General features: G+C 68.5%; 26 protein-coding genes. 12 read left to right on the top strand and 14 right to left on the bottom strand.

All coding sequences use genetic code 11. From position 1 onward, the window contains the following. The first annotated feature begins 328 nt into the window (after nucleotides 1-328). The 3 genes from BM113_RS11335 (at nucleotide 329) to BM113_RS11325 (ending at nucleotide 3,354) form a co-directional block, all read left to right on the top strand. The gene (locus tag BM113_RS11335) at nucleotides 329-1,576 is read left to right on the top strand and encodes an inorganic phosphate transporter (protein ID WP_089788078.1); all 1,248 of its coding nucleotides are present in this window, start codon (nucleotides 329-331) and stop codon (nucleotides 1,574-1,576) included. Nucleotides 1,577-1,732: 156 nt separating this feature from the next. Beyond that, complete coding sequence (gene fer, locus BM113_RS11330) at nucleotides 1,733-2,122, top strand: ferredoxin Fer (protein ID WP_089788350.1); 390 nt, start codon at nucleotides 1,733-1,735, stop codon at nucleotides 2,120-2,122. 194 nt (nucleotides 2,123-2,316) lie between these two features. Continuing rightward, entirely contained in the window at nucleotides 2,317-3,354 is a 1,038-nt protein-coding gene (locus BM113_RS11325) for a prepilin peptidase (RefSeq protein ID WP_089788076.1), read from the top strand. 2 nt (nucleotides 3,355-3,356) lie between these two features. Here BM113_RS11325 and BM113_RS11320 read toward each other — a convergent pair whose 3' ends face one another. Then, a complete protein-coding gene (locus BM113_RS11320) occupies nucleotides 3,357-3,614 on the bottom strand; it encodes a hypothetical protein (protein WP_089788074.1) in 258 nt (85 codons plus the stop codon). Nucleotides 3,615-3,720: 106 nt separating this feature from the next. Further along, entirely contained in the window at nucleotides 3,721-4,140 is a 420-nt protein-coding gene (locus BM113_RS11315; protein WP_089788072.1) for an HIT family protein, read from the bottom strand. Between the two features lie 186 nt (nucleotides 4,141-4,326). On the opposite strand from BM113_RS11315, the gene BM113_RS22310 reads away from it, so the two are divergent. Then, complete coding sequence (locus tag BM113_RS22310) at nucleotides 4,327-4,491, top strand: hypothetical protein (protein WP_177209152.1); 165 nt, start codon at nucleotides 4,327-4,329, stop codon at nucleotides 4,489-4,491. Between the two features lie 6 nt (nucleotides 4,492-4,497). Here BM113_RS22310 and BM113_RS11310 read toward each other — a convergent pair whose 3' ends face one another. Then, entirely contained in the window at nucleotides 4,498-5,274 is a 777-nt protein-coding gene (locus BM113_RS11310) for a uracil-DNA glycosylase (RefSeq protein WP_089788071.1), read from the bottom strand. A gap of 126 nt (nucleotides 5,275-5,400) precedes the next feature. Between BM113_RS11310 and BM113_RS11305 the strand changes: the two genes are divergently transcribed. The 3 genes from BM113_RS11305 to ileS all read left to right on the top strand — a co-directional run bounded on the left by BM113_RS11305 (nucleotide 5,401) and on the right by ileS (nucleotide 10,484). Next, nucleotides 5,401-5,631, top strand: a complete 231-nt coding sequence (locus BM113_RS11305; protein ID WP_089788069.1) for a DUF8151 family protein — start codon at nucleotides 5,401-5,403, stop codon at nucleotides 5,629-5,631. Between the two features lie 290 nt (nucleotides 5,632-5,921). Further along, nucleotides 5,922-7,178 (top strand): MFS transporter, encoded by a 1,257-nt coding sequence (locus tag BM113_RS11300; RefSeq protein ID WP_089788067.1) that lies wholly within the window; start codon nucleotides 5,922-5,924, stop codon nucleotides 7,176-7,178. Between the two features lie 93 nt (nucleotides 7,179-7,271). Continuing rightward, nucleotides 7,272-10,484 carry an isoleucine--tRNA ligase gene (ileS, locus tag BM113_RS11295; protein WP_089788065.1) on the top strand — a complete coding sequence of 1,071 codons (3,213 nt, stop codon included), beginning with the start codon at nucleotides 7,272-7,274 and terminating at the stop codon, nucleotides 10,482-10,484. Between the two features lie 147 nt (nucleotides 10,485-10,631). On the opposite strand, the gene BM113_RS11290 is transcribed toward ileS, so the two are convergent. Further along, nucleotides 10,632-11,672, bottom strand: a complete 1,041-nt coding sequence (locus BM113_RS11290; protein WP_089788349.1) for a DUF4382 domain-containing protein — start codon at nucleotides 11,670-11,672, stop codon at nucleotides 10,632-10,634. Nucleotides 11,673-12,044: 372 nt separating this feature from the next. Here BM113_RS11290 and BM113_RS11285 point away from each other — a divergent pair, with 372 nt between their 5' ends. Further along, entirely contained in the window at nucleotides 12,045-14,147 is a 2,103-nt protein-coding gene (locus tag BM113_RS11285) for a CARDB domain-containing protein (RefSeq protein ID WP_177209151.1), read from the top strand. A gap of 24 nt (nucleotides 14,148-14,171) precedes the next feature. Here BM113_RS11285 and BM113_RS11280 read toward each other — a convergent pair whose 3' ends face one another. The 4 genes from BM113_RS11280 to BM113_RS11265 all read right to left on the bottom strand — a co-directional run bounded on the left by BM113_RS11280 (nucleotide 14,172) and on the right by BM113_RS11265 (nucleotide 17,596). Further along, nucleotides 14,172-14,786 (bottom strand): heme NO-binding domain-containing protein, encoded by a 615-nt coding sequence (locus BM113_RS11280; RefSeq protein ID WP_089788061.1) that lies wholly within the window; start codon nucleotides 14,784-14,786, stop codon nucleotides 14,172-14,174. 219 nt (nucleotides 14,787-15,005) lie between these two features. Further along, nucleotides 15,006-15,869, bottom strand: coding sequence for a ribose-phosphate diphosphokinase (gene prs, locus BM113_RS11275; protein ID WP_089788060.1), 864 nt, complete (start codon nucleotides 15,867-15,869; stop codon nucleotides 15,006-15,008). A 148-nt stretch (nucleotides 15,870-16,017) separates the two neighbouring features. Then, nucleotides 16,018-16,602: a hypothetical protein gene (locus BM113_RS11270; protein ID WP_089788058.1), complete on the bottom strand. Its 585-nt coding sequence runs from the start codon at nucleotides 16,600-16,602 to the stop codon at nucleotides 16,018-16,020. Between the two features lie 91 nt (nucleotides 16,603-16,693). Beyond that, entirely contained in the window at nucleotides 16,694-17,596 is a 903-nt protein-coding gene (locus tag BM113_RS11265) for an HVO_0234 family beta-propeller protein (protein WP_089788056.1), read from the bottom strand. Between the two features lie 130 nt (nucleotides 17,597-17,726). Here BM113_RS11265 and glmM point away from each other — a divergent pair, with 130 nt between their 5' ends. Beyond that, nucleotides 17,727-19,091 (top strand): phosphoglucosamine mutase, encoded by a 1,365-nt coding sequence (gene glmM / locus BM113_RS11260; protein ID WP_089788054.1) that lies wholly within the window; start codon nucleotides 17,727-17,729, stop codon nucleotides 19,089-19,091. Nucleotides 19,092-19,132: 41 nt separating this feature from the next. Here the strand turns inward: glmM and BM113_RS11255 are convergent, their stop codons facing one another. From BM113_RS11255 to hisI, 4 genes are all read right to left on the bottom strand, one after another. Beyond that, complete coding sequence (locus tag BM113_RS11255; RefSeq protein ID WP_089788052.1) at nucleotides 19,133-19,642, bottom strand: HPP family protein; 510 nt, start codon at nucleotides 19,640-19,642, stop codon at nucleotides 19,133-19,135. An 82-nt stretch (nucleotides 19,643-19,724) separates the two neighbouring features. Further along, nucleotides 19,725-20,141 carry a universal stress protein gene (locus tag BM113_RS11250; protein WP_029601408.1) on the bottom strand — a complete coding sequence of 139 codons (417 nt, stop codon included), beginning with the start codon at nucleotides 20,139-20,141 and terminating at the stop codon, nucleotides 19,725-19,727. Between the two features lie 62 nt (nucleotides 20,142-20,203). Beyond that, nucleotides 20,204-21,376: a DUF7118 family protein gene (locus BM113_RS11245; protein ID WP_089788050.1), complete on the bottom strand. Its 1,173-nt coding sequence runs from the start codon at nucleotides 21,374-21,376 to the stop codon at nucleotides 20,204-20,206. Then, a complete protein-coding gene (hisI, locus tag BM113_RS11240) occupies nucleotides 21,373-21,753 on the bottom strand; it encodes a phosphoribosyl-AMP cyclohydrolase (protein ID WP_089788047.1) in 381 nt (126 codons plus the stop codon). Before hisI ends, BM113_RS11245 begins: the two co-directional genes overlap by 4 nt. A 171-nt stretch (nucleotides 21,754-21,924) precedes the next feature. On the opposite strand from hisI, the gene BM113_RS11235 reads away from it, so the two are divergent. The 3 genes from BM113_RS11235 to BM113_RS11225 all read left to right on the top strand — a co-directional run bounded on the left by BM113_RS11235 (nucleotide 21,925) and on the right by BM113_RS11225 (nucleotide 23,593). After that, nucleotides 21,925-22,284: an SHOCT domain-containing protein gene (locus BM113_RS11235; protein ID WP_089788046.1), complete on the top strand. Its 360-nt coding sequence runs from the start codon at nucleotides 21,925-21,927 to the stop codon at nucleotides 22,282-22,284. A gap of 127 nt (nucleotides 22,285-22,411) precedes the next feature. Then, nucleotides 22,412-22,615, top strand: a complete 204-nt coding sequence (locus tag BM113_RS11230; protein WP_089788044.1) for a hypothetical protein — start codon at nucleotides 22,412-22,414, stop codon at nucleotides 22,613-22,615. A gap of 78 nt (nucleotides 22,616-22,693) precedes the next feature. Further along, entirely contained in the window at nucleotides 22,694-23,593 is a 900-nt protein-coding gene (locus tag BM113_RS11225; protein WP_089788043.1) for a hypothetical protein, read from the top strand. Nucleotides 23,594-23,598: 5 nt separating this feature from the next. On the opposite strand, the gene serA is transcribed toward BM113_RS11225, so the two are convergent. Then, complete coding sequence (gene serA / locus BM113_RS11220; protein ID WP_089788041.1) at nucleotides 23,599-25,185, bottom strand: phosphoglycerate dehydrogenase; 1,587 nt, start codon at nucleotides 25,183-25,185, stop codon at nucleotides 23,599-23,601. Between the two features lie 117 nt (nucleotides 25,186-25,302). Then, nucleotides 25,303-26,760: a DUF6498-containing protein gene (locus BM113_RS11215; protein ID WP_245758030.1), complete on the bottom strand. Its 1,458-nt coding sequence runs from the start codon at nucleotides 26,758-26,760 to the stop codon at nucleotides 25,303-25,305. Nucleotides 26,761-26,793: the final 33 nt, after the last annotated feature.

Below are 26,793 nucleotides of genomic sequence, written 5' to 3'. Positions count from 1 at the left end.
GGCGGTCGGTCGGCTCACGGTTCGCCCGGCTCGAGTCGGCGCGGTCGCCGGCCCGTCTCGTCGCACGCTTTCCCCACAGGAACAAGACTCCCAGCTGCCATACATGATACTGGAACGTACGGTGGGCTCAGTTGAAATCCTTTGTTACGTACGGCGACGGGAGACCTTCGGCCTGGTACGCCACCACACGGGCCTCGAGAGGACATCGACCGGGTGACTGTGGTCCCAGCCCGGAGTCGGCCGCGGACTCGAGCGCGGAGGTTCACCGGGGACCCCTGCTGTGAGCGAACGGAGCCATTTTTACGGTCCGCTCGCGTGAGTTCCACCTGTGACTGAAGTACTCCTTATCGTAGGGCTTCTGGTTGCGATCTTCGTCGGTTACAACATCGGCGGCGCGACCACGGGACCCGCGTTCGGACCGGCCGTCGGTGCGAACGTCATCACGAAGTTGATGGCAGCCGGGTTGATGTCGATCTTCTTCTTCGTGGGGGCGGTGACGATCGGTCCGGAGGTCGTGACGACCCTCGGGGAGGACCTCGTCCACTCCACCGAGATCTTCACTCTCCGTTCGAACGTCGCGGTCCTCTTTTTCATCGGAGGTGCGCTGTTCGTCGGCAACTACGCCGGCGTCCCGGCCTCGACGTCGATGACCGCCGTCGGTGCCATCGCCGCGCTCGGGCTCGCGACCGGCGAACTCGCCTGGGACGTTCTCGGTGAAATCGTCGTCTGGTGGATCGTCGCGCCGATCCTCGGCTTCTGGGTCGCCGGCGTCGTCGGCCGGTACTTCTACCCGCGGATCAACGAGTGGGTCGCCATCGAGGGGAGCCGCGACGGCGAACGGATGATCTCCGTCGATCGCTCCGGGCTCGTCCCCCGACTCCAGTTCGGACCGAACGCCGACCGCCGGGAGGTCACCGGCGCGTTCGTCGTCGTCGCGATCGGCTGTCTGATGGCCTTTTCGTCCGGCACGAGCAACATCGCCAACGCGATCGCACCGATCTACGGCGCCGACGTTGACATGCTGGCGCTGCTCGGAATGGAGGCCTCGAGCGGGCCGGAGCTGATCTACGGGATCGATCCCGATATGCTGGTGTTGATCCTCATCGGGTCGGCGGCCGTCGCGGTCGGCTGTTTCACGATCGCACGACGAACGCTCGATACGCTTGGCAACGACATCACGAACCTCCCGCTGACGGCGGCGATCGTCGTCGCGGTCATCAGTTCGGGGATCGTCATCTTCCTCTCGTCGATCGGGATCCCGGCGAGTTTCGTCGTCATCGCGACGATGAGCATCGTCGGTCTCGGCTGGGGACGAGCGACCCGGACGACGACCATCTCCGAGGCTGCCCGCGGGGAGGAGGAGACCCGCGTCTCGGTCGGCGCGCTTACCGTCGAAGAGGAGGGGGAACGCTCGCCCGAAATCGGCGAGGAGGAACCCGAGGACATCCCGAAGGCCTCGGACCTGTTCGATCCGTCGACGACGGCCCGCGTCATCCTGATGCAGAACGTGGTCCCGATCATCTCGACGGTCGGCGCGTACCTCACGTTCCAGTTCGTGCCGATCTTTGGCTTCTGAGCGCGCCGACGTGACCGTTCGCCGCGTGTCATCGAACCCCAACCCGTCATTTGGTGTCCGTTGGCAGCTGAGGCCGTTCAAACGCCGATTTTGTGTTAAAAACGATTGAAGACTGAACAGCAAGCTATACCAGTACGGGCCTCGAACCGCCAAATGATGCCCACGGTAGAATACCTCAACTACGAAGTGCTGGACGACCAGGGCTGGGACATGGACGACGACGACCTCTTCGAGAAGGCGGCCGACGCCGGCCTCGGCGACGAGGACTACGGCACGCTCGAGGTCAACGAGGGCGAGTACATCCTCGAGGCTGCCGAGGCTCAGGGCTACGACTGGCCCTTCTCCTGCCGCGCAGGTGCCTGTGCGAACTGTGCGGCCATCGTCAAAGAGGGCGAGATCGACATGGACATGCAGCAGATCCTCAGCGACGAGGAGGTCGAGGAGAAGAACGTCCGCCTGACCTGCATCGGCTCCGCCGAAACCGACGAGGTCAAGATCGTCTACAACGCGAAGCACCTCGACTACCTGCAGAACCGCGTCATTTAAACTGACGCGCACCGCTTTTTATCGCTCGCCCGGTCTCGAAGCGGTAGCTCTACCGTTTTTCCGTTCCCGATCGTCGTCTGCTTTTCGAGTTCGACTACTCCGCGCTGAGCGAGGGCGAAGTCGAACTCGTAGTCGATGGCGAGGGCGAGGGCGAGGCCGAAAGGATAACACCCCCGCGTTCGAGAGTGAGAGACGTGACACTCGCGTTCGTCTCGGCTACGGGACCGGACCTCCTGCGACTCGTCGCGCTCCCCGTCTTCGCCTGGGTCGCGATCCGGGACATCGAGACCAGGCGCGTCTCGAGCGGGGTCTGGATCCCGCTCGCGTTGCTCGGGGGCGCCCTGCTCGCCTGGGAGGCTCGCATCGCTCGAGCGGCCGGCGGCTACGCCTGGAGCCACGAGTTCCTCGTCCCGGCGGCGATCAGCCTGGGGCTGGTCGTCCCCATCGCCTACCTCTTCTGGTGGTTCGGCGGTTTCGGCGGGGCCGACGCGAAAGCCCTGCTCGCGCTTGCGCTTCTCTTTCCGACGTTCCCGGCGTATACGGTCGGATCCGTTACCTTTCCCGTCGCGACGACGCCGATCGGGTCGTTTTCGTTTACGATCCTGACGAACGCCGTCCTCGTCGCGATACTGATCCCGATCGCGCTCGCGGTCCGGAACGCGGCCGCGGGCCGGATCGCGCCCGTGATGTTCGTCGGCTGGCCCGTTGCCGTCGACCGACTGCCGGAGCGACACGGCCGCCTGCTCGAGACGCCCGAGGGGGTCTCCCGTGGCGGTCTCGACCTGGACGCCCTGCGGATGTACCTCCGGTGGCGGGGGCTTTCGCTCACCGAACTCCGGGAAAACGCCGGGCACTACCGGGATCCGGCGACCCTGCCCGAGGAGCCGAACCCGCCGACCGACGGTGCGGTCACCGCCGAGGTGCGAAGCGACGGCGGTAGCGAGACAGCCCTCGAGGGCGAGCCGACTCCCGACGTGGACGCCGATAGCGAGGACGGCGATTACGACCACGACTACGACGATCCCTGGGGAGCCGACGCCTTCCTCGAGGACATCGAGGGGACGGCCTACGGAACGACGCCCGCGGAACTCCGCGAGGGGCTCGCGGTCGTCGCCGATCCGGAGACGGAGACGGTCTGGATCTCGCCGGGAACGCCGTTCCTGGTGCCGGTGTTCCTCGGGCTCGTCGTCGGCCTGTTCTACGGGGATCTGTTGCTCGGCACGGTGCTGTAAGGTCAGTAAACCAGCCGCTCGTACAGGGGCACCAGTGCCGTCCAGAACAGGACGAAGACCGCCCCCACGCCGACGACCGCGAGCCAGGCGGTCTCTGCCGTGCCGGTCCGCGCGCCGGCCGCTCCCGTCGCCGGCGCGCCACTCAGAAGCAGGGCGAAGGTAGTCACGAACAGCGCGAGACAGACGACGACGCTGCCGAGCTCGAGGGTTGTGGCGATAGGGTGGCTGCGAAAGCGGGCGACGAGGCTCGCGAGGGGCATCGTATACTCGGTGCTCGCAGCGAGGGGACAAAACGGTCACGGCGCAGACTCGAGTTCGCTCGGCGCCGATCGGCGTCTTCTCTTGGCCTGACTCGAGCGGCTGCGTTCAGGCTCGAGATTCGATATCCGCGGCGATATCGTCGAGTTCGTCGTCCTCGAGGTCGGGACGGTCGCCCGCGACCGCGTGGATCGGGCCGCCGCCGTCGCCCTCGAACCGGGGGACGATGTGGCAGTGGACGTGGGGCACCTCCTGGCCGGCGGCCTCGCCGTTGTTGAACGCGACGGTCGTCGCGTCGGCGTCGACCGCCTCCTCGACGGCCGGGACCATCCGGTGGATCGTCGCGTAGAGGTCCTCGGCGACGTCCTCGGGGACGTCGTCCAGCCGTTCGTACTCGTCTTTCGGGATCACCAGCGTATGCCCGGGCGCGAGCGGGTTCGCGTCCAGGAACGCAAGCGTGTTCTCGTCCTCGTACACGACGCGTGCGGGGATCTCACCCTCGACGATCTGGCTGAAGATCGTACTCATACGCGAGTGTGTGTCGGCTCGGCGTAAGAAGGTTACCCGCTTTATCCGCTCGCGCGGGGAATCGGTCCCGTCCCCGTCGGTTGCGCGGCGACTGGGGCAGCTACGTGGCTCGCTCGCGACGGCGGCCTGCCGGCCGAACGCCCCGCCCTCGACACGTTCATTACCGGTCCGAAAGCAACTAGCACCGTGATCGATCGCAGTAAAGCCGCCGTTCGTGCGTTTCTCGAGGCCGAGCGCCGGTTCCACGCGATGGTACCGGTGCCGGACGTCTACAGCATGCTGTTCGTCCGGACGCTGCTGTGGTTTACGTTCTTCGCGCTGCTCTACACCCTCGTTTCGGCCGTCGCGTAGGGACGGCTACGACGACTCTTCTGCCCGTTCCGTCGTCTCCTCGAGGGCGTCCCGGATCGCGGCCCGGTACTCCGCCGGTTCGTAACCGAGGCGGCCGATCCAGACGTCCTGGTACGAGGGGTGGAGCACGGGCACGAGGTGGACGCCCAGCGCGTCGCAGCGAATCGGCTCGAGGACGCTATCGACGAACCCCTCGAGTTGCGGGCCGTCCTCGCCGTCCTCGCCCGCCGCTCGTTCCGCCGCGAGCACCGTCTTCGTCGCGTGTTTCCCCGTCGCGAGGACGGTCGCTGGGTCGAGGATCTCGAGTTCCCGTAGCAGGTGCGGTCGACAGTTCGCGCGCTCCTCGGGTGTCGGCTCCCGGTTCGTCGTCGGATCGTCGGGGTCGTGGCTCGCGGTTTCCCCGCTCGCCGATTTCGGGACGCTGCGCGGCTCGCTCGGGAAACACTTCACCGCGTTCGTGTAGTAGGCGTCGTCCCCGAAGCCGACGCGCTCGAGTAGTCGCCGGATCCGCCGGCCGGAGTGACGCGAGGTGTAGGCCTTCCCCGTCCAGTTGCCGCCCTTCCAGCGGTCGGCGTCCGGGTTCCCGTAACCGGGCGCTTCGCCGACGACGACGATGCTCGCGTCCTCGGGGCCGTTCCCCCACGAGATGCGCTCGCGGGCGTCGACGAGCGCCGGACACCGTGTGCAGTCGGGCTCGAGTTCGAGTCCCTGGTCGTCGGGGAAGGCCGGGTCGGCCGGTCGGCCGCTCCCCCTCGAGTCGGGATCGGAGTCGCGCGGAGACACGGACGACGCCAGGGCTCGGAGGCGTTTATGTGGGTCGGTTCGATTCGAATGACGATTCCGCCGGAGTGACGTTGCTCCCCGCTCGAGGGGATAAATTTACCTTCGCCGAGCGTCTCTGACCGCATAATGTCGTCAGAACTCCTCGTCGAATCGCTGTCCGTACTCCTCTATACCGCCGCCGCGGCGCTGCTTACGGCGGGTGGGGCACTCGCGGAGTACACCAGCCTGCAGCACTACGGCTCCGGCGAACTGATGGTCGCGCTGTGGCTCGCCGCCATCGGCGGCGTCATGCTCTACGCCGGCGTCTACGGGATCGCCTACCAGAAGATCCTCGCACGGGTCGTCGCGCTCCGGTAAGGTCCGGGCAACGACCGCGAGCCCGTACTCGATTTTCCGCACAGCTTTCCCCTCGAGTCGAACCGCCGCTTCGTCCACCCGAGCGTTCGCGAGGGGCCGCCGATTCGAGGTACCGTGGTCTGCGCTCTCCCGACCGGAATCCGACGTAGGCTGACGCGGTGCGTTTCCGCCGTTCTCGAGCGATCCCCGGCCCGGGGAGTTGGGAACCGGGACCGGCAAACGCGAACGCGAACGCGAACTTCCGCCACCGGTGCATACAATGCGGTCGGAGCGCGAGTACCGACGCATCGATGTCGACGCCGATACCGACGCACGTCGCCGACCGGGCCAGGCGACTTCGCCGCCTCGGGGCCGAACTCTGGAGCGAGGGCCGGGGACCGATCCTCGTCGCCGTCGCCGGCGGCTGGTTCCTCTCGCTCGGGGTCCGGATGATCTACCCCGCCGTCTTGCCCCAACTGCGCGCCGCCTACGGCCTCGACCTGACGCGTTCGGGACTGCTCATCACCGCGCTCTGGGTGGCGTACGCGCTCGGACAGCTCCCCGGCGGTGTCCTCGACGATCGGATCGGCGGCGGCCGCGTCCTCGTCGCGAGCACCGGCGTCTCGGCGGTCGCGCTGACGTTCGTCGTCGTCGCGGGCTCGGTCCCGGTACTGTTCGCGGCGACGATCCTGTTTGGCTTCGCGACCGCGCTGTACGGCGTCGCCCGGTTCACGATCCTCACGACGAACTACCCCGACCACGGCGGGACCGCGATCGGACTGACGATGGCCGCGGGGGATCTCGGCAACACCCTCCTGCCCCCGCTTGCCGGCGCGCTCGCGGTCGCGCTCGCCTGGGAACTGGGCTTTGCCGCCGCGATCCCGCTGTTTCTCCTCGCGACCGTCGGTATCCACCTCACCGTGCCGGGCGACGGCGCGAGCGGCGGGTCCGCGTCGCCCTCGAACGGGAGCGGGCCCGGCTTCCTCGAGACCCTTCGCAGGATCGGCGGTGCCCTGCGAGGGCGGGCGGTCCTGACCGTCGCGGGAATTCAGACGCTCGGATACTGCGTCTGGCAGGCGTTTACGGGCTTTTACCCCACGTATCTCGTCGAGGCGAAGGGGATCGCGCCGACGACCGCGACGGTGCTGTTCGGCGGCTTCTTCGCGCTCGGGACGCTCGTGAAGCCGCTGGCCGGGTCAGCGTACGACGCCCGCGGGCTGCGCCGCTCGCTGCCGGTCGTCCTCCTCGCGATCACGGCCGCGATGGCGTTGCTTCCGCTCGTCGAGGGCCTCGCCGCGCTGACCGCGATCACCGCGCTCGCCAGCGGCGTCCTCGGCTACGGGACGATCACGCTCACGTATCTCACGAACGCCCTGCCCGAGGACGTCCAGGGGACCGGCCTGGGATCGTTGCGGACCGGTTACATGCTGATCGGGGCCGGGAGCCCGACGGTCGTGGGGGCGCTGGCGGACGCCGGTTACTTCGACGAGGCGTTTCTCCTGCTGGCGGCCGTCGCCGGGGTGGCGCTTGCACTCTCGCTTTCGGTACCGTCGACAGGGTCCGCCTGACGGCTGCCGCGGTGACGGTCGCGGCGAGCGCACGTGCCACTCGAGAGCGCACGGACCGATTCTCCTTTAGTCTCGGAGCGAATCACGTCACCTATGAGCAGATTCGGCGAGGTCGACGACCAGTACGATCCGCACGCTCTAGAGCAGCGGGTCTTCGACTACTGGGACGACGTCGACGCCTACGAGCAGACGGTCGAGCACCGCTCCGACGGTGAATCGTTCTTCTTCGTCGACGGGCCGCCGTACACCTCCGGGTCGGCCCACATGGGGACCACCTGGAACAAGACGCTGAAGGACGTCTACCTCCGGTTCTTCCGAATGCAGGGGTACGACGTCACCGATCGGCCGGGCTACGACATGCACGGGCTCCCCATCGAGACCCGCGTCGAGGAGCAACTCGGCTTCGAGAACAAGAAGGACATCGAGGAGTACGGCGAGGAGAACTTCATCGAGGCCTGCAAGGAGTACGCCGAAGAGCAACTCGAGGGCCTGCAGGAGGACTTCCAGGACTTCGGCGTCTGGATGGACTGGTCGGATCCGTACAAGACGGTCCGTCCGGAGTACATGGAGGCCGCCTGGTGGGGCTTCTCGAAGGCTGCCGAGCGGGGCCTGGTCGAGAAGGGCCATCGCTCGATCTCGCAGTGTCCCCGGTGTGAGACGGCCATCGCGAACAACGAAGTCGAGTACGAGGACGTCGAGGACCCTTCCGTCTACGTCAAGTTCGACCTCGCCGACCGCGAGGGCTCGATCGTCATCTGGACCACCACGCCGTGGACGATCCCCGCGAACACCTTCGTCGCCGTCGACGAGGAGGGCGATTACGTCGGCGTCCGCGCGGAGAAAGATGGTGAGGAGGAACTGCTGTACGTCGCCGAGGCCAAACACGAGGAGGTCCTCAAAGAAGGTCGGTACGAGGACTACGAGATCGTCGAGGAACTGACCGGCGAGGAACTGATCGGCTGGTCGTACGACCACCCGCTCGCCGAGGAGGTCCCCGACCACCCCGACCACGAGGGCGCGGGCGAGGTCTACGCCGCCGACTACGTCGACACGGGCGGCGACGGTACGGGGCTCGTTCACTCCGCACCGGGCCACGGTGAGGAGGACTTCGAGCGCGGCCGCGAACTCGGGTTCCCCATCTTCTGTCCCGTCGGCAGCGACGGCGTCTACACCGACGAGGCCGGCAAGTACGAGGGCCAGTTCGTCAAAGAGGCCGACGACGAGATCATCGCCGACCTCGAGGACAACGGCGCGTTGCTCGCGTCGGGCACCGTCCACCACAGCTACGGCCACTGCTGGCGCTGTGACACGGGGATCATCCAGATCGTCACCGACCAGTGGTTCATCACGATCACCGACGTCAAGGACGAACTGCTCGAGAACATCGAGGACAGCGAGTGGCACCCCGACTGGGCCCGCGATAACCGCTTCCGTGACTTCGTCGAGGAAGCGCCGGACTGGAACGTCTCCCGGCAGCGCTACTGGGGTATCCCGCTTCCCGTCTGGACCCCCGAGGGCCGTGACGACGACGAGGACCGCATCGTCATCGGCGACCGCGAGGAACTCGCCGAACGGGTCGACCAGGACGTCGACCCCGACGAGGTCGACCTCCACAAGGACACCGTCGACGACCTGACGATCACCGAGGACGGCACGACCTACACCCGCGTTCCCGACGTCTTCGACGTCTGGCTCGACTCCTCCGTGGCGTCGTGGGGGACGCTCGACTTCCCCGAGGACGACAGCAAGTTCGAGGAACTCTGGCCCGCGGACTTCATCCTCGAGGCCCACGACCAGACGCGTGGCTGGTTCTGGTCCCAGCTCGGGATGGGGACGGCCGCGCTCGGCGAGATCCCCTACGAGGAGGTCCTGATGCACGGCCACGCGCTGATGCCCGACGGCCGCGCGATGAGCAAGTCCAAGGACATCCTCATCGACCCCCACGAGGCGATCGACCGCCACGGCCGGGACGTCATGCGGCTGTTCCTGCTGTCGAACAACCCGCAGGGCGACGACATGCGGTTCTCCTGGGACGGCATGCAGACGATGGAGGACCACCTCCGGACGCTGTGGAACGTCTTCCGGTTCCCGCTGCCGTACATGCGGCTGGACGACTTCGATCCCCAGGAGACGACGCTCGAGGACGTGGACGGGGACCTCGAGTTGATCGACGAGTGGGTGCTCGCCCGGCTGCAGTCCACGAAGGCCGAGATGACCGAGCACTTCGAGGACCGCCGCCAGGACAAGGCCGTCGACGCCCTCATCGAGTTCGTCGTCGAGGACGTCTCCCGGTTCTACGTCCAGGCCGTCCGCGAGCGCATGTGGGAGGAGGAAGACAGCGCCTCCAAGGAGGCCGCCTACGCGACGATCTACCGGGTGTTGCGGGAGACGGTCGCCCTGCTCGCGCCGTACGCGCCGTTCATCACCGACGAGATCTACGGCACGCTGACCGGCGACGCCGAACACGACACGGTCCACATGTGTGACTGGCCCGAGATCGAGGAGTACTGGGTCGACGAACAACTCGAGGAGGACGTCGCCTTCCTGCGGGCGATCGAGGAGGCGGGCGCGAACGCCCGCCAGCAGGCCGGTCGCAAGCTTCGCTGGCCCGTCCCGCGGGTCGTCGTCGCGGCCGACGACGACCGCGTCGCCGAGGCCGTCGAGCGCCACACCGACCTGCTCGCCGAACGGCTCAACGCCCGCGAGATCGAACTCGTCTCCGCGGAGGACCGCTGGGAGGAACTCCAGTACAGCGCCGAGGCGGACATGAGCGAACTCGGCCCTGCCTTCGGCGACCGCGCCGGACAGGTGATGAACGCGTTAAACGAGGCCCGGATCGACGAGCCGGACCTCGACCTGCTCGAGGAGGCCGTCTCCGACGTCCTCGAGGAAGGCGAGTCGATCGAGGAGTCGATGGTCTCGTTCGTCACCGAGACGCCCGCGGACATCGCCGGCACCGCGTTCGGGCTGAACGGCGACGACCGCGGCGTCGCCTACGTCGACGCCTCGCTGACCGAGGATATCGAGAGCGAGGGCTACGCCCGCGAGGTCATCCGCCGCGTCCAGGAGATGCGAAAGGACCTCGAACTCGACGTCGAGGAACGGATCGCGCTGGACCTCGAGATCGACGACGACCGCGTCGCCGACCTGGTTGCCGAGCGCGAGGACCTGATCCGGGAGGAGGTCCGTGCGGACGAACTCCGCGCGGTCGAGGACGACGACGGCCACCGCAAGGAGTGGGATGTCGACGGCGTGACGATGGAAATCGCGGTCGAGCCGCTGGCGGCCGCCGAAGCGTCGGACTGATCACCGACGAGTGAACTGCGGCGGTTTTTTGGTCCAGATTTTTGCGCCGAGCGGTTCGCTCGCAGAGCGAACGAGGTGAGAAAAGCTCGAGTGCCCGATGCCGGTGCGGTTACGGCGTTTGGCTTGCGAGACTCGAGGCGACTGACGTCAGGTTCCGTCGTTCCCTTCGCCGTCTTCCGTCTCCGATTCGTTTCCTTTTTCGTCGGTTTCCTCGTTTTCGTTGTCTTCGTTGTCCTCGTCGTCCTGGTCGCCCTCGTCGCCCTCGTCGTTGTCGCCGTCGCCTTCGTCCCCGGCTTCCTCGTCGCCGTCTTCGGCCTCGGACTCGCTGCCTTCGGGTACCTCTTCGACCTCGACGTCCTCTCCCTTGATTCCGCTCTTCGAGATCACGGGCGTGAGGTTGTAGTCGTTCCCCTGCCCGCGCTTGACCACGTTGATGTCGAACACGAAGTCGACGGACTCGCCGGCGCGGACTTCGAACGGCTTGGTGAGCTGTAGTTTCTCGGACGGGACCTTCACGTTGGCTTCGTCGCCGTCGACGATCCCTTCGACGTCCGCGACGTGGAGTTCGATCTTTTGGTAGGTCCCTTCCGACAGGTCGAGTTCGCCGACCGGCATCGCCTTGTCGCCGACGACCTGCGTCAGGTCCACGGTCGCGCCCTCGAGGTCGACGACGTAGAACCCGCGCTCCTCGTCGTCTTCCGTTTCCTCTTTCTCGTCGTCCGCGTCCTCGGTGTCGTCTTTCTCCGTGTCGCGTTCTTCCTCCTCGCCGTTCGCAGTATCGTTTTCCTCTTCGTTCTCGTCGTCCACCTCTTCCCCGTCGCGTTCGTCTTCTCCTTCGTTTGCGTCGTCACTTTCATCGTCTTCCTCTTCAGCGTCCTCGCCCTCGCCATCGAAGATACGGGCGCTGTCGAGGGCAACGTCCAGTCTGTCGAAATCCCCGATGTCGGCCGGCATGTCGCTGATGAGCAACCGGAAGGTCCCCGCGGCACCGTCATCGTCGTCGGTTTCCGTGGATCCGTCGGTTTCGTCGTCGCCGTCGGCCGACTCGCTCCCCGAGTCCGAGCTACAACCGGCGAGTAGCGTCGCACTCACGCCTCCGCCGGCGGCGAGAAACGTCCGGCGGCCGACGCCGTGATCGAACGACCAGTCTGCTCGATCGCGATTCGGGTTCGACTGCTTTTCGGTCATGATCGTCACGTTTCACGGCTGGGAAAAAGGGCCGACGATCGTTCGGTCGCTTTCGCCGGGTAGAACGGTTCAAGATCGTTTTTAAGGCTCTGATAGCGGCTATCCCTTTCTCCGTCCCTCTCTCCTCGAGTTTCGGGTCTCGTGGTCACTCGGCCGGAAAACCGGGATAACTGCGCGACTCCCGATCGGATCCGGGAATGCCGGTCCTTTCGAGCGCCGTCGCCCCTCGAGTCGTTCACGTTTTTATAGACGGTGACGGTCCACGACGTCACCTGCCGGCCATCGACGGGCTGCCGGACGTATCGGCACCATCGATTTCTCTGGCGGACAAACCCCACAAGAGACTTGACGGTCAGTTTCGAGTATACGTCCGTGAACTACCGGGTCGTGTTCGCGGTCGCGCTGCTCGTGGCGTCTCTCCCTGCCGGTATCGGCGGCGTCGTTCTCGGCACCGGATCGGCCTCGCCAGGGGCAAGCGTCGGCGCTACGGATCGAACACAGCAACTCGAACACGTCGGCCCCGACCCCGACCCTGACCCCGACTCCTCGACCCCGTCGGTTTCCGGCTCGAGCGACGTCCTTTCCTACACGACGGAACTGCGACAGATACCCAAGAAACCGACCTACGAGGCCGAGATCCGCTTTTCGGTGCCCGACTCGGTCTCCGAGGTCGAGGTCGACCTCGACCTCGAGGGGACGGCGGAGGCGACGGTCCGGTCGGCGGATGGGTTCGAATCGACCGCCGACGGTGTGTACCGCTGGACGGGCGAGACGGCCGCACCGTCGCTTCTGGTGACATTACCTGCGAACCGGACCGGCCACGACGACCGCCAGTCGCCGACGGTCAGCGAGCGCGACGATGGCTACTCCTTCGTCGACGCCGGCGACTGGGCGATCGTCCCGGTCCCGCAGCTTCGTGTCTACGCACAGGGGAGCGAGCCGGTCGGCCTCGAGTCGTCGGCGACGGTCGACGGTTCGGGGGCGACCGGGGGCGACGTCGCCGTCTTCGGCGAGGTGACCGAGTACGAGCGACTCGTCGAGGGCGAGCGCCTCCGGCTCGTCGTCCCCGCGGCGGCCGACCTGCAGGAGGCGCCGGACGACGTCCTCGAGACGCTCGCGGCCGGCAGTCAGCGCCTCGCGGTCGGCGAACGGCCCGACGAGACGTTCGTCGTCGCGGCTCCGACCGGCGTCGACTGGGGCTCGCGCGGCCTCCAGTACGGCGACGCCGACGCGTGGGTTCGCGCGGACGCGCCCCTCGACGAACCCGACAACGTCTGGCTCCACGAGTACGTCCACGTCCGACAGGCCTACGCCGGCTCGCCCGACGCCACGGCAACCGACGCAACGTGGCTCGTCGAGGCCCAGGCGGAGTACCACGCGGCACAGGTCGCCCTCGGGACGGGACTGATCGGCTTCGAGGAGTTCGAACGCTTCCTCGAGCGCGGCGAGCGGTCGCCGTACGCCGACGGGATCCTCGCGGAACCCGGCAGCTGGGACGACCCCCACACCGACTACGTACAGGGGCCGCTCGTCTACGGCGAGATCGATCGACGGCTCCGGGTGGCGACCGACGGCGACCGCACACTCACGGACGTCTTCCGGACGCTCAATGCCCGCGCGGCGAACGACCGGATCGCGGCAGCTGACTTTTATGCGGCCCTCGAGGAGGCGGGCGACGAGTCGGTCCGCGAGGCGGCCGAACGCTACGCGGAAACCAAGGCCGTTCCCGGGACGTGGAGCCGCGCCGAACACGAGGCGGCGTTCGACCAACCGGTACCGGCGATCGACTACGGCCACGCCGACCCGCCGCTCGAGGTCGACGGCGAACCCTGGGAGCGCTGGGAGACCGACGAGGGTCGGCTCGCGGCCGTCCCTGCCGGAACGACCGTCGCCGTCCCCGTGGAGGTCGCAAACGTCGGGGACCGCGCGGGGAGCTACGACGCCACGCTACAGGTCGACGGCGTGCCCGTCGACCGCGCCCAGGGGAGCCTCGAGACGGGCGAGCGCGCCACGGAACGGCTCTCGTGGACGCCGCCCGAACCCGGCACGTACGAGCTCCGGGTCGGTTCCGAGACGACGACCGTCATCGTGCGCGCGCCCTCGAGCGTCGCCGTCGCCGACCTCGACCTCGAGCCGCGGGAGATCGACCCCGGCGAATCGGCCGCAGTGACGGCGACGGTCGAACCGGCCGACGACCGGCCCGCCGCGGCGTTCGTCGCCGTCCGCACCCACGATGGCGTCGTCGCTGAGGCACCTGTCGCCGTCAGGACCGGCGAGACCGCGACGATAACTCGGGAGGTCCGGTTCGAGGAGGAGGGACGCCACGAGGTCGCCGTCGGCGACCGCGTCGTGACGGTGACCGTCGGGAGCCTGCCGCTCGCCGAACTCGAGGAAGTCCCCGGGTTCGGCGTCGGTGTCTCGGTCGCGGCGCTCGCGGCCGTTCTCGCAGGGCTGGTCGCGTTCGGGCGGCAGTAGCAGGCAGTACTGGGGCGTCGCTCGTTACGCGACTGAAACCCGGAACCGGCAGGCGTCGCTTCCGGTTTCGTCCTTGCCGTCGCCGTCATTGTCATCGTCATCGCCACCGCCACCGTCACCGTCACCGTCACTGCGGCCGTCGGCACAGTCGGTCTTCGTCACGGTCGCGTCCGCGTCGAGGGTCGCGGCCAGCCCCTCGAGGATCCCGTAGGCCAGCCAGCAGTACCCCCGCTCTCGTGGCGATCGGTAGGTGACGATCACCGGTCCTCCGTCCGTCCGGCGACTGGCGACGTCGGGGAGCGTGACGTCGTCGACCCCGGCCTCGAGTTCCTCGTAGGCCGTCTCCAGCGTCGTCAGCAGCGTGACGAGGTCGCCGTCGGTCGGGACGTGCGCGTCGAACGTCGAGAGCAGTTCCGGGGCGAGCGTCCGACCGAAGTCGCGTTCGACCCGGCGCCTGTCTTCGTCGGCGAGCGTCGAGAGGGCGTCGAGGGCGTCGTCGACGTCGGCGTCGTCGTAACGCGAGACCGGGAGGTAGAGAGTCGACTCGAGGCCGGCCCGCTCGGCGACGGCGTCCCAGGCGTCCTCACCGGCCCGGTCGACGACGTACTCCTTCAGGGTCTTGTGGACGATCCCGTGCATTCGATCCCTCGCTTTTGTCCGTCCCGATCCGACCGACTGTTCGGCTCGGTCGTCGATCGCCCGCCGGTCGCGGGAGGGGTACTGTTTTCGGGGGAAGACGGCGGTGTCTGCCAGTATTTGAGCCAGGGTTCGGTGACCACTTAACGGTTTAGGCCCGTGCCCGTGCCCGTGCCCGTGGCCGTTCCCAACTACCGACTCCGTCCGGGCCGCTCGAGCGACTCACAGCCGGTCCGCGAGGACGGGCGCGACCGAGACGGCGCTCGAGCCGCGTTCGATCGTATCGGTGCCGTAGATCGCCTCGACGCCGGCCCGCGAGAGCTTCGCGTACGCGTCGCGGGCGAGCAGCGGGTGGACGCAGGTGACGAACACGCGGCCGACGTCGCGCTCGCCGAGGACGCCGACGGCCTCGCTCATCGTCGATCCCGTGGCGATGATGTCGTCGGTGACGACGACGTCGCGTCCGGCCACGTCGACGTCGCTGGGCGTGATCTCGACTTCGGTGCCCGAGTGGCGGGTCTTCTCGAAGTAGTCGACCTCGCCTTCGCCCTCGCCGTAGGCGTCGCGGACCGTCTCCGCGAGGCCGATCGCGCCCGCGTCGGGAGAGAGAAAGACGGGATCCGTGAGATCCGCGGGCAGCGGCTCCGCGAGGCGACCCGCGGCGTCGACGGCGGTCGCCGTCGGTTCGAAGAACTCGCAGACGGCCTCTTCGTGGGGGTTGACCGTCAGCACGCGATCGGTCCCGCTCGAGACGGCGCGGGCGACCGCCCGCGCGGAGACGGGGTGACCGGGCTCGAAGGCCTCGTCCTGGCGCGCGTAGCCCATGTACGGGAGGACCGTAACGACCTCGTCGGCCCCGGCCTCGCGAACGGCGTCCTGCAACTGGAGGAGTTCGAGGTGGGCGTCGCTCGAGACGGTGGAGCCGACGACGACCGCCCGGTCCGGATCCGCCTCGGCGACGCCGGGCGCGGCCGCGAGCAGTTCGCCGTCGGGAAACCGGTCGTACGCGACTTCGGCGAGCGGTACCTCGAGTTCGTCCGCGAGCGCGGCGGCCAGCGCCTGCGACGCGGATCCGCTGACGATCATACTCGGTCCCACAGCGCGGGACCTAAACCCGTTTTCGTTCTTCCACGGCGGTTCGACGGGGCTTCCGTCGCGGTTCCCCGGCCCGTGCGGGTGCGGTTCCCCGGCCCGTGCCGTGTCGGTCTCGAGACGCGTGACAGCCGGCGGCAGGTCAGTCGTCGCCGTCGAACGGCTGGCTCCCGTCCCCATCGCCGCCGTCGTCGCCGCAGTGCTCGCCGTCCGCGTCCGCGAGTACCGTCAACTCGCCGTCGCGGTCGACCAGCACGACGAGTCCGAGACAGGGCGACCGGTTCCACGTCTCGGGATCGACCTGGACCGGGTCGTCGCCGTCGAGGCGGGCCGTCACCCGGAACGAGCCCGGTTCCGTCGTCCAGTCGCGCTCGAGTTCGGTGCCGTCGGCCGACTCGAGTTCGTGGGTGCTCCAGTGTTCGATCTCGTCGCCGAACTCGACGACTACGTCGACGGTGTGGCTCCCGTCGTCGACGTTTTCGATACGGATGTCGCCGAGGATCGTTCCGTCGGAGGCGGACGAGTCGTCGTTCCCGTTCTCGGTCTCGGTTTCGGTCCCGGTTTCGGTTTCCGCCCCGGGTTCTTCTCCGGGGTCGTCTCCGTTCCCGTCCTCGTCCCCGTCGGTCGTACCCTCGGTCTCTCCCTCCTCTGTCGAACAGCCCGCGAGTCCGCCGGCGAGTACGGTCCCGGTACCGGCGAGCAGGCGTCGACGTGATAGTTCCGCCATACGTCCCTTCCTCGAGAGCCCCGGGCCATTAATTCTACGTCAGACGCCGATCGGACCAATCGGCGAGCGCGGCCGAGACGGTCGAGAGACGTCAGCGAACTGCCAGTCCGGTCACGTCGCGGACGCCGATCGAGCGGTCGCGCCAGCTATCGGTGTCGCCTTCCTCGTGATTCGGCGCTTCCGACTCGGGCCCCGCGACCCGGACCGTCCCCGCCTCGGTGACGGCGTAGACCCGATCCCCGTAGGCGACGCCGACGATCCGTTCCGCTCCCGCGTCGGCTTCCGCCCACTCGCCGTCCTCGAACGCGTAGAGTCGGTCGCCGGCGACCGCGTGGGCGCGTTCGATCGACCTCGGACTCGAGCGCGGATCGACGGCGACGGCGTCGAACGGCCCCTCGAAGATCTCCATCCAGCCGTTGCCGAGCTTGTACAGCCCCTCGTCGGTCGCGGCCAGCGGCGCGCCCTCGCCGGCCGCGGCGACGTCGCGGACCTCCGTGAGGCCGGCGTGGTCGAGCGCGCCGTCGTGGACGCGGTAGACGCCGGCGTCGGTCCCGACGAGGTCGCCGTCGATGGCACGGACGTCCTCGACCGGTCCGTCCTCGGCGGCGTTCTCGACGGTGACCCAGTCCTCCCCCGGCGGCCGCCGTGCGACGCGGCCGTCGGGGCTCGCCGCGAGCAGCGCCGTGCCGTCGTAGCCGACGGCGACGGCGGGGCCGAAGCCGGTTTCTGCGAAGTCGGGGTCGGGATCCGGGTCGGCTCCCTCCTCTCTCTCATCGTCCTCGTCCTCGAGCACGAGCACGTCTTCCCCCGTGGCGATCGCCACCTGGCCCCCGGCCGCGGCGACGTCCCGGGCGTCGCAGCGTTCACACAGCGCGAACTCGCCGACGGTGTCGCCCGCGATCCGGACCTGGACGACCCCCATCGCGCTCGAGACGTACGCCTCCGTCACCGTCCTGCGCTCGTCGTAGACGCGTTTTTCCTCGATAGAGAGCATTCTTCGCGTACACCGTCGGTGTGGTCCGCCGAAAGCGTTCCCCTCGCTCCGAGCCCGCGGGAGTTCGGCCGGCGGCGACTCCCGCTCGCCTTCGGAATCCCTATGGGGAGTCCGACCGGAGTAACGCCCGATGGAAGTGTTCGGATCCAGCGGGACGCGGGGCGTCGCCAACGACGAGCTGACGCCCGCGTTCGTCCTGCGCGTCGCGAAAGCGGCGGGGACGGCCTGGGGGGTCGACCGGGTTGCCATCGCGCGAGACACGCGCTACACCGGGCGCATGCTCGCCGACGCGGCCGCGAGCGGCCTGGCCAGTACGGGTACCGACGTCGATCGCCTCGGGGTCGTCCCCACGCCGGGGGCACAGTTCTACGCGGAACGCGAGGGCGTGCCGGTCATCGTCGTCACGGCCTCGCACAACCCGCCACAGTACAACGGCATCAAACTCGTCGGCAGCGACGGCGTCGAACTCGCCGTCTCCGACCTCGAGCGCATCGAGGAGGCGCTGCTCGCGGAAAGCTACACCGACGCGCCGTGGGACGAGACCGGCCGCGTCCGCGAGGTCGAGGGCGTCACCACCGACTACGTCGACGCCCTGCTCGCGGCCGTCGACCGGGAGGCGATCGCCGACGCCGACCTGACGGTCGCGCTCGACCCCGGCCACGGCGCCGGCTCGCTCACGAGTCCGGAGTTCTTCCGCGAACTCGGCTGTCGCGTCGTCACGGTCAACGGCCAGCCCGACGGCCACTTCCCCGGACGCGACCCCGAACCCGTCCCCGAGAACCTCGAGGACCTGGGACGGCTGGTCCGGGCGACCGACGCGGACGTCGGCATCGCTCACGACGGCGACGCCGACCGCGCGATCTTCTTCGACGAGAACGGCGAGTACGTCGAGGGCGACGCCACCCTCGCCGCCCTCGCGGCCGCGGAACTCGAGGAAGGAGACACGACCGTCTCGGCGGTCAACGTCTCCCAACGGCTCGTCGACGTCGTCGACGACGTCGGTGCCGACCTCGAGTTGACGCCGATCGGCTCGACGAACATCATCACGCGGATCGAGGAACTCGAGGCCAACGGCCGGCGGGTCCCGATCGCGGGCGAGGGCAACGGCGGGATCTTCTTCCCCGGGTACCGGCTCTCGCGGGACGGGGCGTTCACCGCCGCCCGGTTCCTCGAACTCGTCGCGGAACGCCCGGTCAGCGAGATCGCCGCGCCGTACGACGACTACGCCAACGTCCGGCGCAACATCGAGTACGAGTCGACGGCCGAACGCGACGCGATGCTCGACGCCGCGGCCAACCACGCCCATTCGGCCGACGCCGACCTCAACACGCGCGACGGCTACCGCCTGGACTACGGCGACGCGTGGGTGCTTGCCCGTCCCTCCGGTACCGAACCGCTCGTCCGGATCTACGCCGAGGCTCGCGACGTCGACCGCGCGAACGGGCTGGCCGAGGAGATGTACGAGACGCTGCTCGACGCGAGAGACGAGGCCTGAGTTTCGACTCCGTTCTTTTTCCGACGGCGAGCGGCATCGGTTCAGGACCGGAGCCGCTCGCCGTACCGTGCCCCCAACCGCTCGGTCGCCAGCAACAGCCGGTGTGCAGCGAGCAGCACCGCCACGGCGAGGACGATCAACGCACCCTCGAGGACCGTCGAGAGCAGTCCCAGCGAGACGATCAGCGTCGTCGCGCAGGCCGGCGGGTGGCGGGTGTCGGTCGCGAGCATCCCGCCGGCGGTCAGCGTCGTCGCCACCACGCCGCTGGCCGCGAGTCGGAGCCCCGCGAGCGAGCCGGGAGCGGTCGTCGCCGTCATCGCGAGTCCCGGTGCGAGCAGGTGGTAGGCGGCGAGTCCGGCGACGACGCCGATCGCGTGGCCGCCGAGCACCCGCCGGGGCGAGGTCGCGTCGCTGTCCTGGAACATGGCGAGTACGAACGCGGACGGGCCGAGGCTGGGGAAGAGCGTCGGGAGCCCCGACAGCCACGCCACGACGGCCGTCGTCGAGAGCAGGAGGCCGGTGTGTAGCGTCGTCCCCGTCCGGTCGTCCATGCCCGTCCGTTGCCCGCTCGAGCCCAAAACCCCGGCGCTTCGTCCTCCTGTGGCGCCGGAACTTCACTCGAGGCGACGAGCATCACGGAACGATCGTCACGGGAATCGACGCCCGGCGGGTCACCGCCTCCGCGACGCTGCCGAGCAACACGCGCGAGACGCCCGACCGACCCTCGCTGCCCATGACGATCGCGTCGGCGTCTCCCTCCCGGGCGTGCTCGAGGACGGCGTCGGCTGGGGTTCCCTCGACGACCGCCGTCTCCACGTCCCCGCCGTGGCCGCGAGCGGCGGCGAGGTCGCGGACGTCGGCGAAGAAGTCGGGTTCGTCCTCGCGGCCGCCCGCGTCGGGGATCGCCGGCCCGCCGCCGTAGGCCGCCTCGAGGTCGTCGACCGCGTGGACGACCGTGATCTCGGCGTCGGGAAAGACCTCGAGCGCGTGCTCGAGGGCGCGCCGGGCGGTCTCAGAGTCGTCCATCGGGACGAGCAGGTGTCTGGACATGGCGGGTCGTTCGCGGGCCGAATAAAAATGATCGGGGGACTCGAGACGGGCGGGACCGCGACTCAGATCGGGTCCTCGACCTCGAGAGCGGCCGCCAGCCGCCGGCGCTCCTCCCGCAGGGCCTCGAGTTCGTCCGCGACGCGGCTGTCGGCGACCCGCTCGCGTTCCCCGGGCGAGAGCTGAGCGACCGCCTCGGCCGCGGTCTGGAGCCGGTCGTAGTCCTCGTCCGTCGTCAGCCGACGGACTTCCCGCAGGCGGGCGACGGTCTCCTCGTCGGCGACGCGGTCGACGAACGGCCGGTACTCACGCGCCCGACGCCGGAGTTCGCCGGCGGGGCCGGGCGGCCACTCGATCGTCAGTGGGTCGGCGTCGATCCCGTCGAGGAAGGTCCGCTGGGTGGCGACCCGTCGTTTGAGTACGTCCGCGTCCGCGACGTAGTGGTCCAGTTTCGACCGCGAGTACTCGGCGTACTCGAGCAGTTCCGGGATCGTGTGCTTCCCGTCGGGGCTGTCCGCGACGTACTCCCGGAGGTCCGCGGGCGGCAGTTCGTAGCCGACGAAGGGGTACCACCGGCTGCGATCGAGGAGTTCGAAGACCTCGCGGGCCGACGCCTCGAGGCGGTAGGACCCGAACCGGTCGCGGATCGCCTCGTTGTACGCCTCGATCGGCTCCCGCAACCGCTCGACGGGCGCGTCCAGGTCCGCGTCTGCGAGTTCGAGCAGCCGCTCGCGGTCGGCGATCTCGTCGCCGAGTTCCCGGCGTCGACGCGCTGCGGCCGTGCGGGCGTCGGCGATCCGTTCGCGGGCCTCCTCCCGGTCCCGCAGGAGTTCGTCGTACCGGGCCGCCGGCTCCAGGGCTGCGTGGGCGTTCTCGAAGTCGGACTCGCTGAGCCGGCGCTTGTCGATGGCGTCCAGGGCGTCCTCGAAGGCGGTCCGATCGCGGAGGTCGTCGGGCAGGTTCTCGACGAGCGTCGCGAACTGCCCCTCGAGTTCGACGTAGGCCTTGAAGTTCTCCCGCCCGGTTCCCGTCGCCCGGTCGACGTAGGACTCGAGGAGGTCGGTCGCCGAGCGGTAGGCGTCGGCGACCTGCTCGACGGTTTCCTCGCTCTCGTCGTCGATCCGGCCCTGGATCCGCTCGTACCGGTCGCGGGCGGCCTCGAGGGCCTCGAGCGGGGTGGTGCCGTCGACGGCAGAACCGGACCCCGAACCGCCGCGGCTACGGGCGCGTTCGCTCATTCGTTGTCGTCGTCGTACACCGCGTCGGGATCGAACACCTGCTCGCCGACGGTTTCCCCCTCGATCGTCCGGTAGAAACACGACCGGTGGCCGGTGTGACACGCGCCGCCCTCCTGGTCGACGAGATAGAGGAGGGTGTCGGCGTCGCAGTCGACGCGGATCTCTTCGACCGCCTGGACGTGGCCGCTGGTCGCGCCCTTCTCCCACAGCTCGTCCCGGCTCCGGGAGTAGTAGTGAGCGCGGCCGGTCTCGCGGGTTCGCTCGAGGGCCTCGGGGGAGACGTAGGCGAGCATGAGCACCTCGCCCGTCTCGGCGTCCTGTGCGACGGCGGGGACGAGTCCGTCCTCGCCGAAGTCGACCGCAATGCCGTCGTCCATACCGAAGCGGTCGGTCGTCGGGGCGATAGGTCTTTTGCCGCCGGCAGGTCGTCGCCGTCGATTCGCGGGCCACCGAGCGCCCACTTCACTTTCGATCCCAAAGTCTGTGCGCCCGATATCTTTCGATACACAGCCGCAAAAGGGGAAAAGCGGTCCGGCGTAGCTAGTCGTATGACCGACTCGGATCCGCTGCTCCGAACGATCGTCGTCGTCCTCCTGGCGGTCCTCGCGATCCCGCTCGTGATGATGCTCGTCGCGATGCCGTTCGCCGGGGCGATGCACGCCGGCAGCGGCACCGGCATGTGGTCCGGCGGGATGGGAACGACCGGCTGGCTGTGGATGAGTGCGGTCCCGTTGCTCTTGCTCCTCCTGCTTGGCTACGGGGCGATCCGGCTGCTCGGCGGCGACGGCGGCGACGACGGCGACGCCGCTCTCGAGGAACTCCGCCGGGCGTACGCCCGCGGCGACCTCACCGACGAGGAGTACGAGAAACGGCGACAGCGCCTCGAGGCGGAGTCCGACGAGCCCTGATTGCCGGCTCTCTCGTCGAATCGGCCTCGAGAGTCGCCCGGGACCGCTCCGAGAGACTGGGTGCTGGACCGGGGGATGCTGATCCATATGGGCGGCAATTAAGGGGCGTGCTCGCTACCGGCCGAGTATGGAGGAGTATCTCACCTTTTACCTGAGCGCGCTGGTCTGTGGTGTTCTCGCCGTGGCAACCGTCGAGACGATCGTCGGCCCGGTCATCTTCGGTAGCATCGCGCTCTGGTGTTTGGTCAGGGGGACGGAACTCAGGCGCGGTGAACTCCCCTGGTGGGGCAAGCGTATCCGCGGGCTGTTCGGTGGCGGAAAGGACTCGTAGAATTCCGATCGGGCGCCGACGTTCTCACTCAGCGGACAGTCACGAGACGTTATTACTCCGCTCGTGGTGGCGGCTCGTATGGACCACACCGTGACGCGCCGCGGCGTCGTCGCGCTCGCGGCGGCCGGGCTGGCCGGCTGTCTCGGCAGCGACGACGAGCAGTCCGACGACCCCGAAGATACCGACGATTCCGCCGACGGCGATACCGATCCGGAATCGAACGGCGACGACGCGGGCTCGCTCGAGCCACCGGAACGCGACATCGAGCCCGACTGGGACGAGGCCGCCGAGTTCCGGACCTGGCTGCTCGCGGACACCGTCCTCGACGGCAATCGCCGGTTCGACTACACGTCCGTCTTCCCCGAGGGGACCGAACTCGGGGCGGGGTTCCCCGACGCCGTGGGGCTGTCGACCGACACCGTCGACGGCCACCTGATCCAGTCGTACACGCAGGTCTTCTTCGGGACGTTCGACCCCGAAGCCGTCCGCGAGGCGGTCAGCGAGGACGCCGAGACCGCAGACGACCTCGAGGTCGTCGACGACTACGAAGGGTACGCGGTTCTCGAGCAGTCCGTCGGCGGCGATACCCGTCGGCTCGCGGTCGGCCCGGACGCCGTCGTCGTCGGCCGGGATTACGAACGCCGGATCGACGCCCACCGGGGGGAGTACGAACGGCTCGAGGAGGCCGACCCCGAGTTCACGCACCTGTTCCGGGAACTGCCCCACGACGAGACGATCACCGGCCATTACGGTGCGCCAGCGGCCGAGGGCGTCGACGTCGACGGCATCTACCTCTGGGGCGTCTCGAGCGAGTCGCCGACGGCCGACGAGTTGACGTGGAAGTTCGTCTTCGCCCGGGAGGCGGACCTGACGGAGGAGGCCCTCGCGTCGCTCGAAGAAATATCGGCGGACGTCCGCGAGTCGGGAATCGACGGGCGGACGGCGACGGTGGTCGGCGCGCCGCCCTCGTTCTCCTAGGGCGGTCAGGCCTGGCCGTTCAGCGTGATGTAGTTGACGCCGATGATCCGGTCGTCCTCGTTCAACTCCGCTTTGGCCTCGTCGGGGACTTCCGTGTCGACGTTGTAGACGGTCAGTGCCTCGCCGCCGTGAGCCTCGCGGGCGTTGAACATCCCCGCGATGTTGACGTCGTGTTCGCCCATGACGCTGCCGATGAGGCCGATGACGCCGGGTTCGTCGGTGTTTCGGGTGACGACCATCTTCCCGTGGGGGATGGCGTCGACGCGGTAGCCGTCGATCCGGACGATGCGCGGGTCGTCGCCGGCGAACAGCGTGCCGTCGACCGCGAGTTCCTCCTCGCCGTCGCTGACCGCCACCGAGATCAGGCTCTGGAAGTCCTCGGCCTGTCGGGTCTTGGACTCGGTGACGTCGACCCCGCGATCCTCCGCGATCTGGGGCGCGTTGACGGCGTTGACCTGCCACTCGAGCGGTTCGAAGACGCCCTTCAGGGCGGAGGCGGTGACGAACTCGACGTCCTCGTCGGCGATGTCGCCTTCGTAGGTGATCTCGACTTCCTCGATGCGGCCGTCGAGCAACTGGGCGGCGACCTTGCCGGCGGTCTCGGCGATCTCGATGTACGGCTCGAGGCGGGGGAACGCGCTCTCGTCGATCGAGGGGGCGTTCAGCGCGTTCGCGACCGGCTCACCCTCGAATGCGGCGACCACCTGATCGGCGGTCGAGGTCGCGACGTTCTCCTGGGCAGCCTCCGTCGAGGCCCCGAGGTGGGGCGTAACGATGACGTCGTCGTGTTCGAGCAACGGCGAGTCTTCGGGCAGGGGTTCCTCGGCGAAGACGTCCAGTGCCGCACCGGAGAGGGTGCCGTCCTCGACTTTCGCCGCGAGGGCGTCCTCCTGGACGATCCCGCCGCGGCCGACGTTGACGAGGTAGCCGTCCTCGAGCATGTCGAGTTCGTCCTCGGCGATCATCCCCTCGGTCTCGGGGGTCAGGGGCGTGTGGATCGTGAGGAAGTCGGCGCGGGAGAGACAGTCCTCGAAGTCGACGAGTTCGGCTCCGAGACGGGCGGCGCGCTCCTCGGAGATGTACGGGTCGAAGGCGACGATGTCCATCCCGAGCGAGTCGAGTTTCTTCGCCACTTCCTGGCCGACCCGGCCGAGACCGACGACGCCCAGCGTCTTCCCGTCGAGTTCGGCCCCGAGGTAGTCGCTTTTCGCCCATTCGCCGGTCTTGAGCCGGACGTGGGCCTGTGGGATCGAGCGTGCGACGGCGAAGGTCATCGCGACGGTGTGTTCGGCCGCCGCGCGGACGTTCCCCTGTGGCGCGTTGGCGACGATGACCCCCTTGTCGGTGGCGGCATCGATGTCGATGTTGTCGACGCCGATCCCCGCGCGACCGACGATGACCAGTTCCTCGGCGGCCTCGAGTACTTCCTCGGTGACCTCGGTCCCCGAGCGGACGATCAGTCCGTGGGCGTCGGATACTGCCTCGAGGAGGTCTTCCCCCTCGAGTTCGTACCCCGTTTCGACCTCGTGGCCGGCGTCTCTCAGTACGTCCAGACCCGCGTCGGCGATCGGGTCCGTGACGAGTACCTTCATGCGCGAGACAATCGAGCGCAGCGGGTAAACCCTTCCGTTGTCGCAGTGACTGGCAAAAACTACCACAACCGTAGCCGTCGTGAAGCACGCAAGCGGGGATGGCCGCGTTCGTGACGGTCACGCGTCACTGGCCTCGTCGGGAACGGCGAGTTCCCACAAAAGCAGGGGGACGACGAGCAGGAACGGCAGCGCCATCACCGCGTTGAACCGGGTCTCGGTCGAGAGCCCCGGCACGACCTGAAGCCCGAGGATGGCGATGACGATGCCGACACCGAGTCCGACGGCCGCGGCCGCGATCGGTCGATGCAGCGGCTCCAGGTCGGTCGTCGACAGCCCCAGTTCGAAGGCCTCGACGGCGCGGTCGGGTTCCGCGAGCGGCCCGAGGGTGCGGTCCGTTTCCGTCGACCCCCAGCCGGTCGTCACGCGGAGGGTACGCGTCCCGAGGAGGCGATCCGTCAGGTGGTCGTTCGCCACCCGGGGGTTCCGGAGCGCGTCGATCCGGGCGACCCACTGGGGCTCCGCCAGCAGGCGATCGTACGCGACGAGGCGATCCTCGCGGCGCTGGTACTCGAGCGTACCCCGGGCGAGGTAGTGTCGCACTGTCTGGACGCCGACGATCACGACCAGCAGGAGCAGGTACCCGACGACGCCGAGCCAGAAGACGACGGGCGAGTCCACCCGCGCCACGACGACGAACAGGGCGACGAACCAGGCGACCGTCAGGAAGGGGAGGTAGAAGACGGTCCGCCGGAGCGCCCGGAGGAGTCCGTCGGCGGCGACCACCGTCGGCACCGGCCGAAACCGCGCGTCCGGCGCCGTCCCGGGGACGTGAACGGCTTCCTCGCGGTCGTCGACCGCTGCGTCTTCCGTCGGGCCGGCGAACCAGGACGCGATACGGTCGACGAACCGATTCGTCCCTTCGTCGGCCCGGGCGGCGCGAACCGTCGACCACTCGAGGAACAGCTTCAGACTGGCGACGACGACGAACACGAGCCGTTCGAACGATTCGAGTGGAGCCCCGAGGAAGCCGAGCGCCATCAGTACCACGAACAACTGGCGGGCGGGCACCTCGACGACGCCGTAGGGGGAGACGCGCTCGTACCGCCGGCGGCCGAAGTACTCCCGCCGGGTTTCGAACAGCTGGCCGATCGCGAGGGCGACGACGCTTCCGAGCACGGCCGGGCGCGTCGGTCCGGGGTCGCCGTCGAAGATCGCGACCACGACGACGCCGAAGAAGACCAGATACATCGCGACTGCACCGACCACAGCGAGCACGAAAGGGACGTTCCGCGGGTAGACCGGCGGCAGCCAGTCGAACGGACGGACGCTGCCCCGTTTGTCCACGAGCGCCGCGTCGGAGACGGTCAGAACGCCCTCCCGGTCGGCCGGCGGCGGTTGCTGGGCGAACAGCGCCTTGCCGCCGGCAAGCAGCAGCGTCACGAAGAGTTCGAGTCCGTAGACGCACACGAGGGTGGCGGGATCCCACTCGAGGACGACGACCCCGGCAAGCGGGAGCAGGTTCGCGAGGAGGATCGGGAGGAAGCCGTCTCGACCCGTGGGTGTGGAGGAACGCATCGGTCTGACCATCTCCGTTCGGTCTACGGAACT

The sequence above is a fragment of the Natronobacterium haloterrestre genome (genome assembly GCF_900112205.1).
Classification (GTDB): domain Archaea; phylum Halobacteriota; class Halobacteria; order Halobacteriales; family Natrialbaceae; genus Natronobacterium; species Natronobacterium haloterrestre.
Note: the sequence above shows the minus strand (reverse complement) of the source record. Positions and strands in the feature narration are given on the sequence as shown.

Bases quoted from the DNA above. Each gene is read 5' to 3' on its own strand.
- fer (WP_089788350.1), top strand. From the start codon at position 1,733: ATGCCCACGGTAGAATACCTCAACTACGAAGTGCTGGACGACCAGGGC.
- BM113_RS11320 (WP_089788074.1), bottom strand. From the start codon at position 3,614: ATGCCCCTCGCGAGCCTCGTCGCCCGCTTTCGCAGCCACCCTATCGCC.
- BM113_RS11315 (WP_089788072.1), bottom strand. From the start codon at position 4,140: ATGAGTACGATCTTCAGCCAGATCGTCGAGGGTGAGATCCCCGCACGC.
- BM113_RS11305 (WP_089788069.1), top strand. From the start codon at position 5,401: ATGTCGTCAGAACTCCTCGTCGAATCGCTGTCCGTACTCCTCTATACC.
- BM113_RS11300 (WP_089788067.1), top strand. From the start codon at position 5,922: ATGTCGACGCCGATACCGACGCACGTCGCCGACCGGGCCAGGCGACTT.
- ileS (WP_089788065.1), top strand. From the start codon at position 7,272: ATGAGCAGATTCGGCGAGGTCGACGACCAGTACGATCCGCACGCTCTA.
- BM113_RS11290 (WP_089788349.1), bottom strand. From the start codon at position 11,672: ATGACCGAAAAGCAGTCGAACCCGAATCGCGATCGAGCAGACTGGTCG.
- BM113_RS11280 (WP_089788061.1), bottom strand. From the start codon at position 14,786: ATGCACGGGATCGTCCACAAGACCCTGAAGGAGTACGTCGTCGACCGG.
- prs (WP_089788060.1), bottom strand. From the start codon at position 15,869: ATGATCGTCAGCGGATCCGCGTCGCAGGCGCTGGCCGCCGCGCTCGCG.
- BM113_RS11270 (WP_089788058.1), bottom strand. From the start codon at position 16,602: ATGGCGGAACTATCACGTCGACGCCTGCTCGCCGGTACCGGGACCGTA.
- BM113_RS11265 (WP_089788056.1), bottom strand. From the start codon at position 17,596: ATGCTCTCTATCGAGGAAAAACGCGTCTACGACGAGCGCAGGACGGTG.
- glmM (WP_089788054.1), top strand. From the start codon at position 17,727: ATGGAAGTGTTCGGATCCAGCGGGACGCGGGGCGTCGCCAACGACGAG.
- BM113_RS11255 (WP_089788052.1), bottom strand. From the start codon at position 19,642: ATGGACGACCGGACGGGGACGACGCTACACACCGGCCTCCTGCTCTCG.
- BM113_RS11250 (WP_029601408.1), bottom strand. From the start codon at position 20,141: ATGTCCAGACACCTGCTCGTCCCGATGGACGACTCTGAGACCGCCCGG.
- BM113_RS11245 (WP_089788050.1), bottom strand. From the start codon at position 21,376: ATGAGCGAACGCGCCCGTAGCCGCGGCGGTTCGGGGTCCGGTTCTGCC.
- hisI (WP_089788047.1), bottom strand. From the start codon at position 21,753: ATGGACGACGGCATTGCGGTCGACTTCGGCGAGGACGGACTCGTCCCC.
- BM113_RS11235 (WP_089788046.1), top strand. From the start codon at position 21,925: ATGACCGACTCGGATCCGCTGCTCCGAACGATCGTCGTCGTCCTCCTG.
- BM113_RS11230 (WP_089788044.1), top strand. From the start codon at position 22,412: ATGGAGGAGTATCTCACCTTTTACCTGAGCGCGCTGGTCTGTGGTGTT.
- BM113_RS11225 (WP_089788043.1), top strand. From the start codon at position 22,694: ATGGACCACACCGTGACGCGCCGCGGCGTCGTCGCGCTCGCGGCGGCC.
- serA (WP_089788041.1), bottom strand. From the start codon at position 25,185: ATGAAGGTACTCGTCACGGACCCGATCGCCGACGCGGGTCTGGACGTA.
- BM113_RS11215 (WP_245758030.1), bottom strand. From the start codon at position 26,760: ATGCGTTCCTCCACACCCACGGGTCGAGACGGCTTCCTCCCGATCCTC.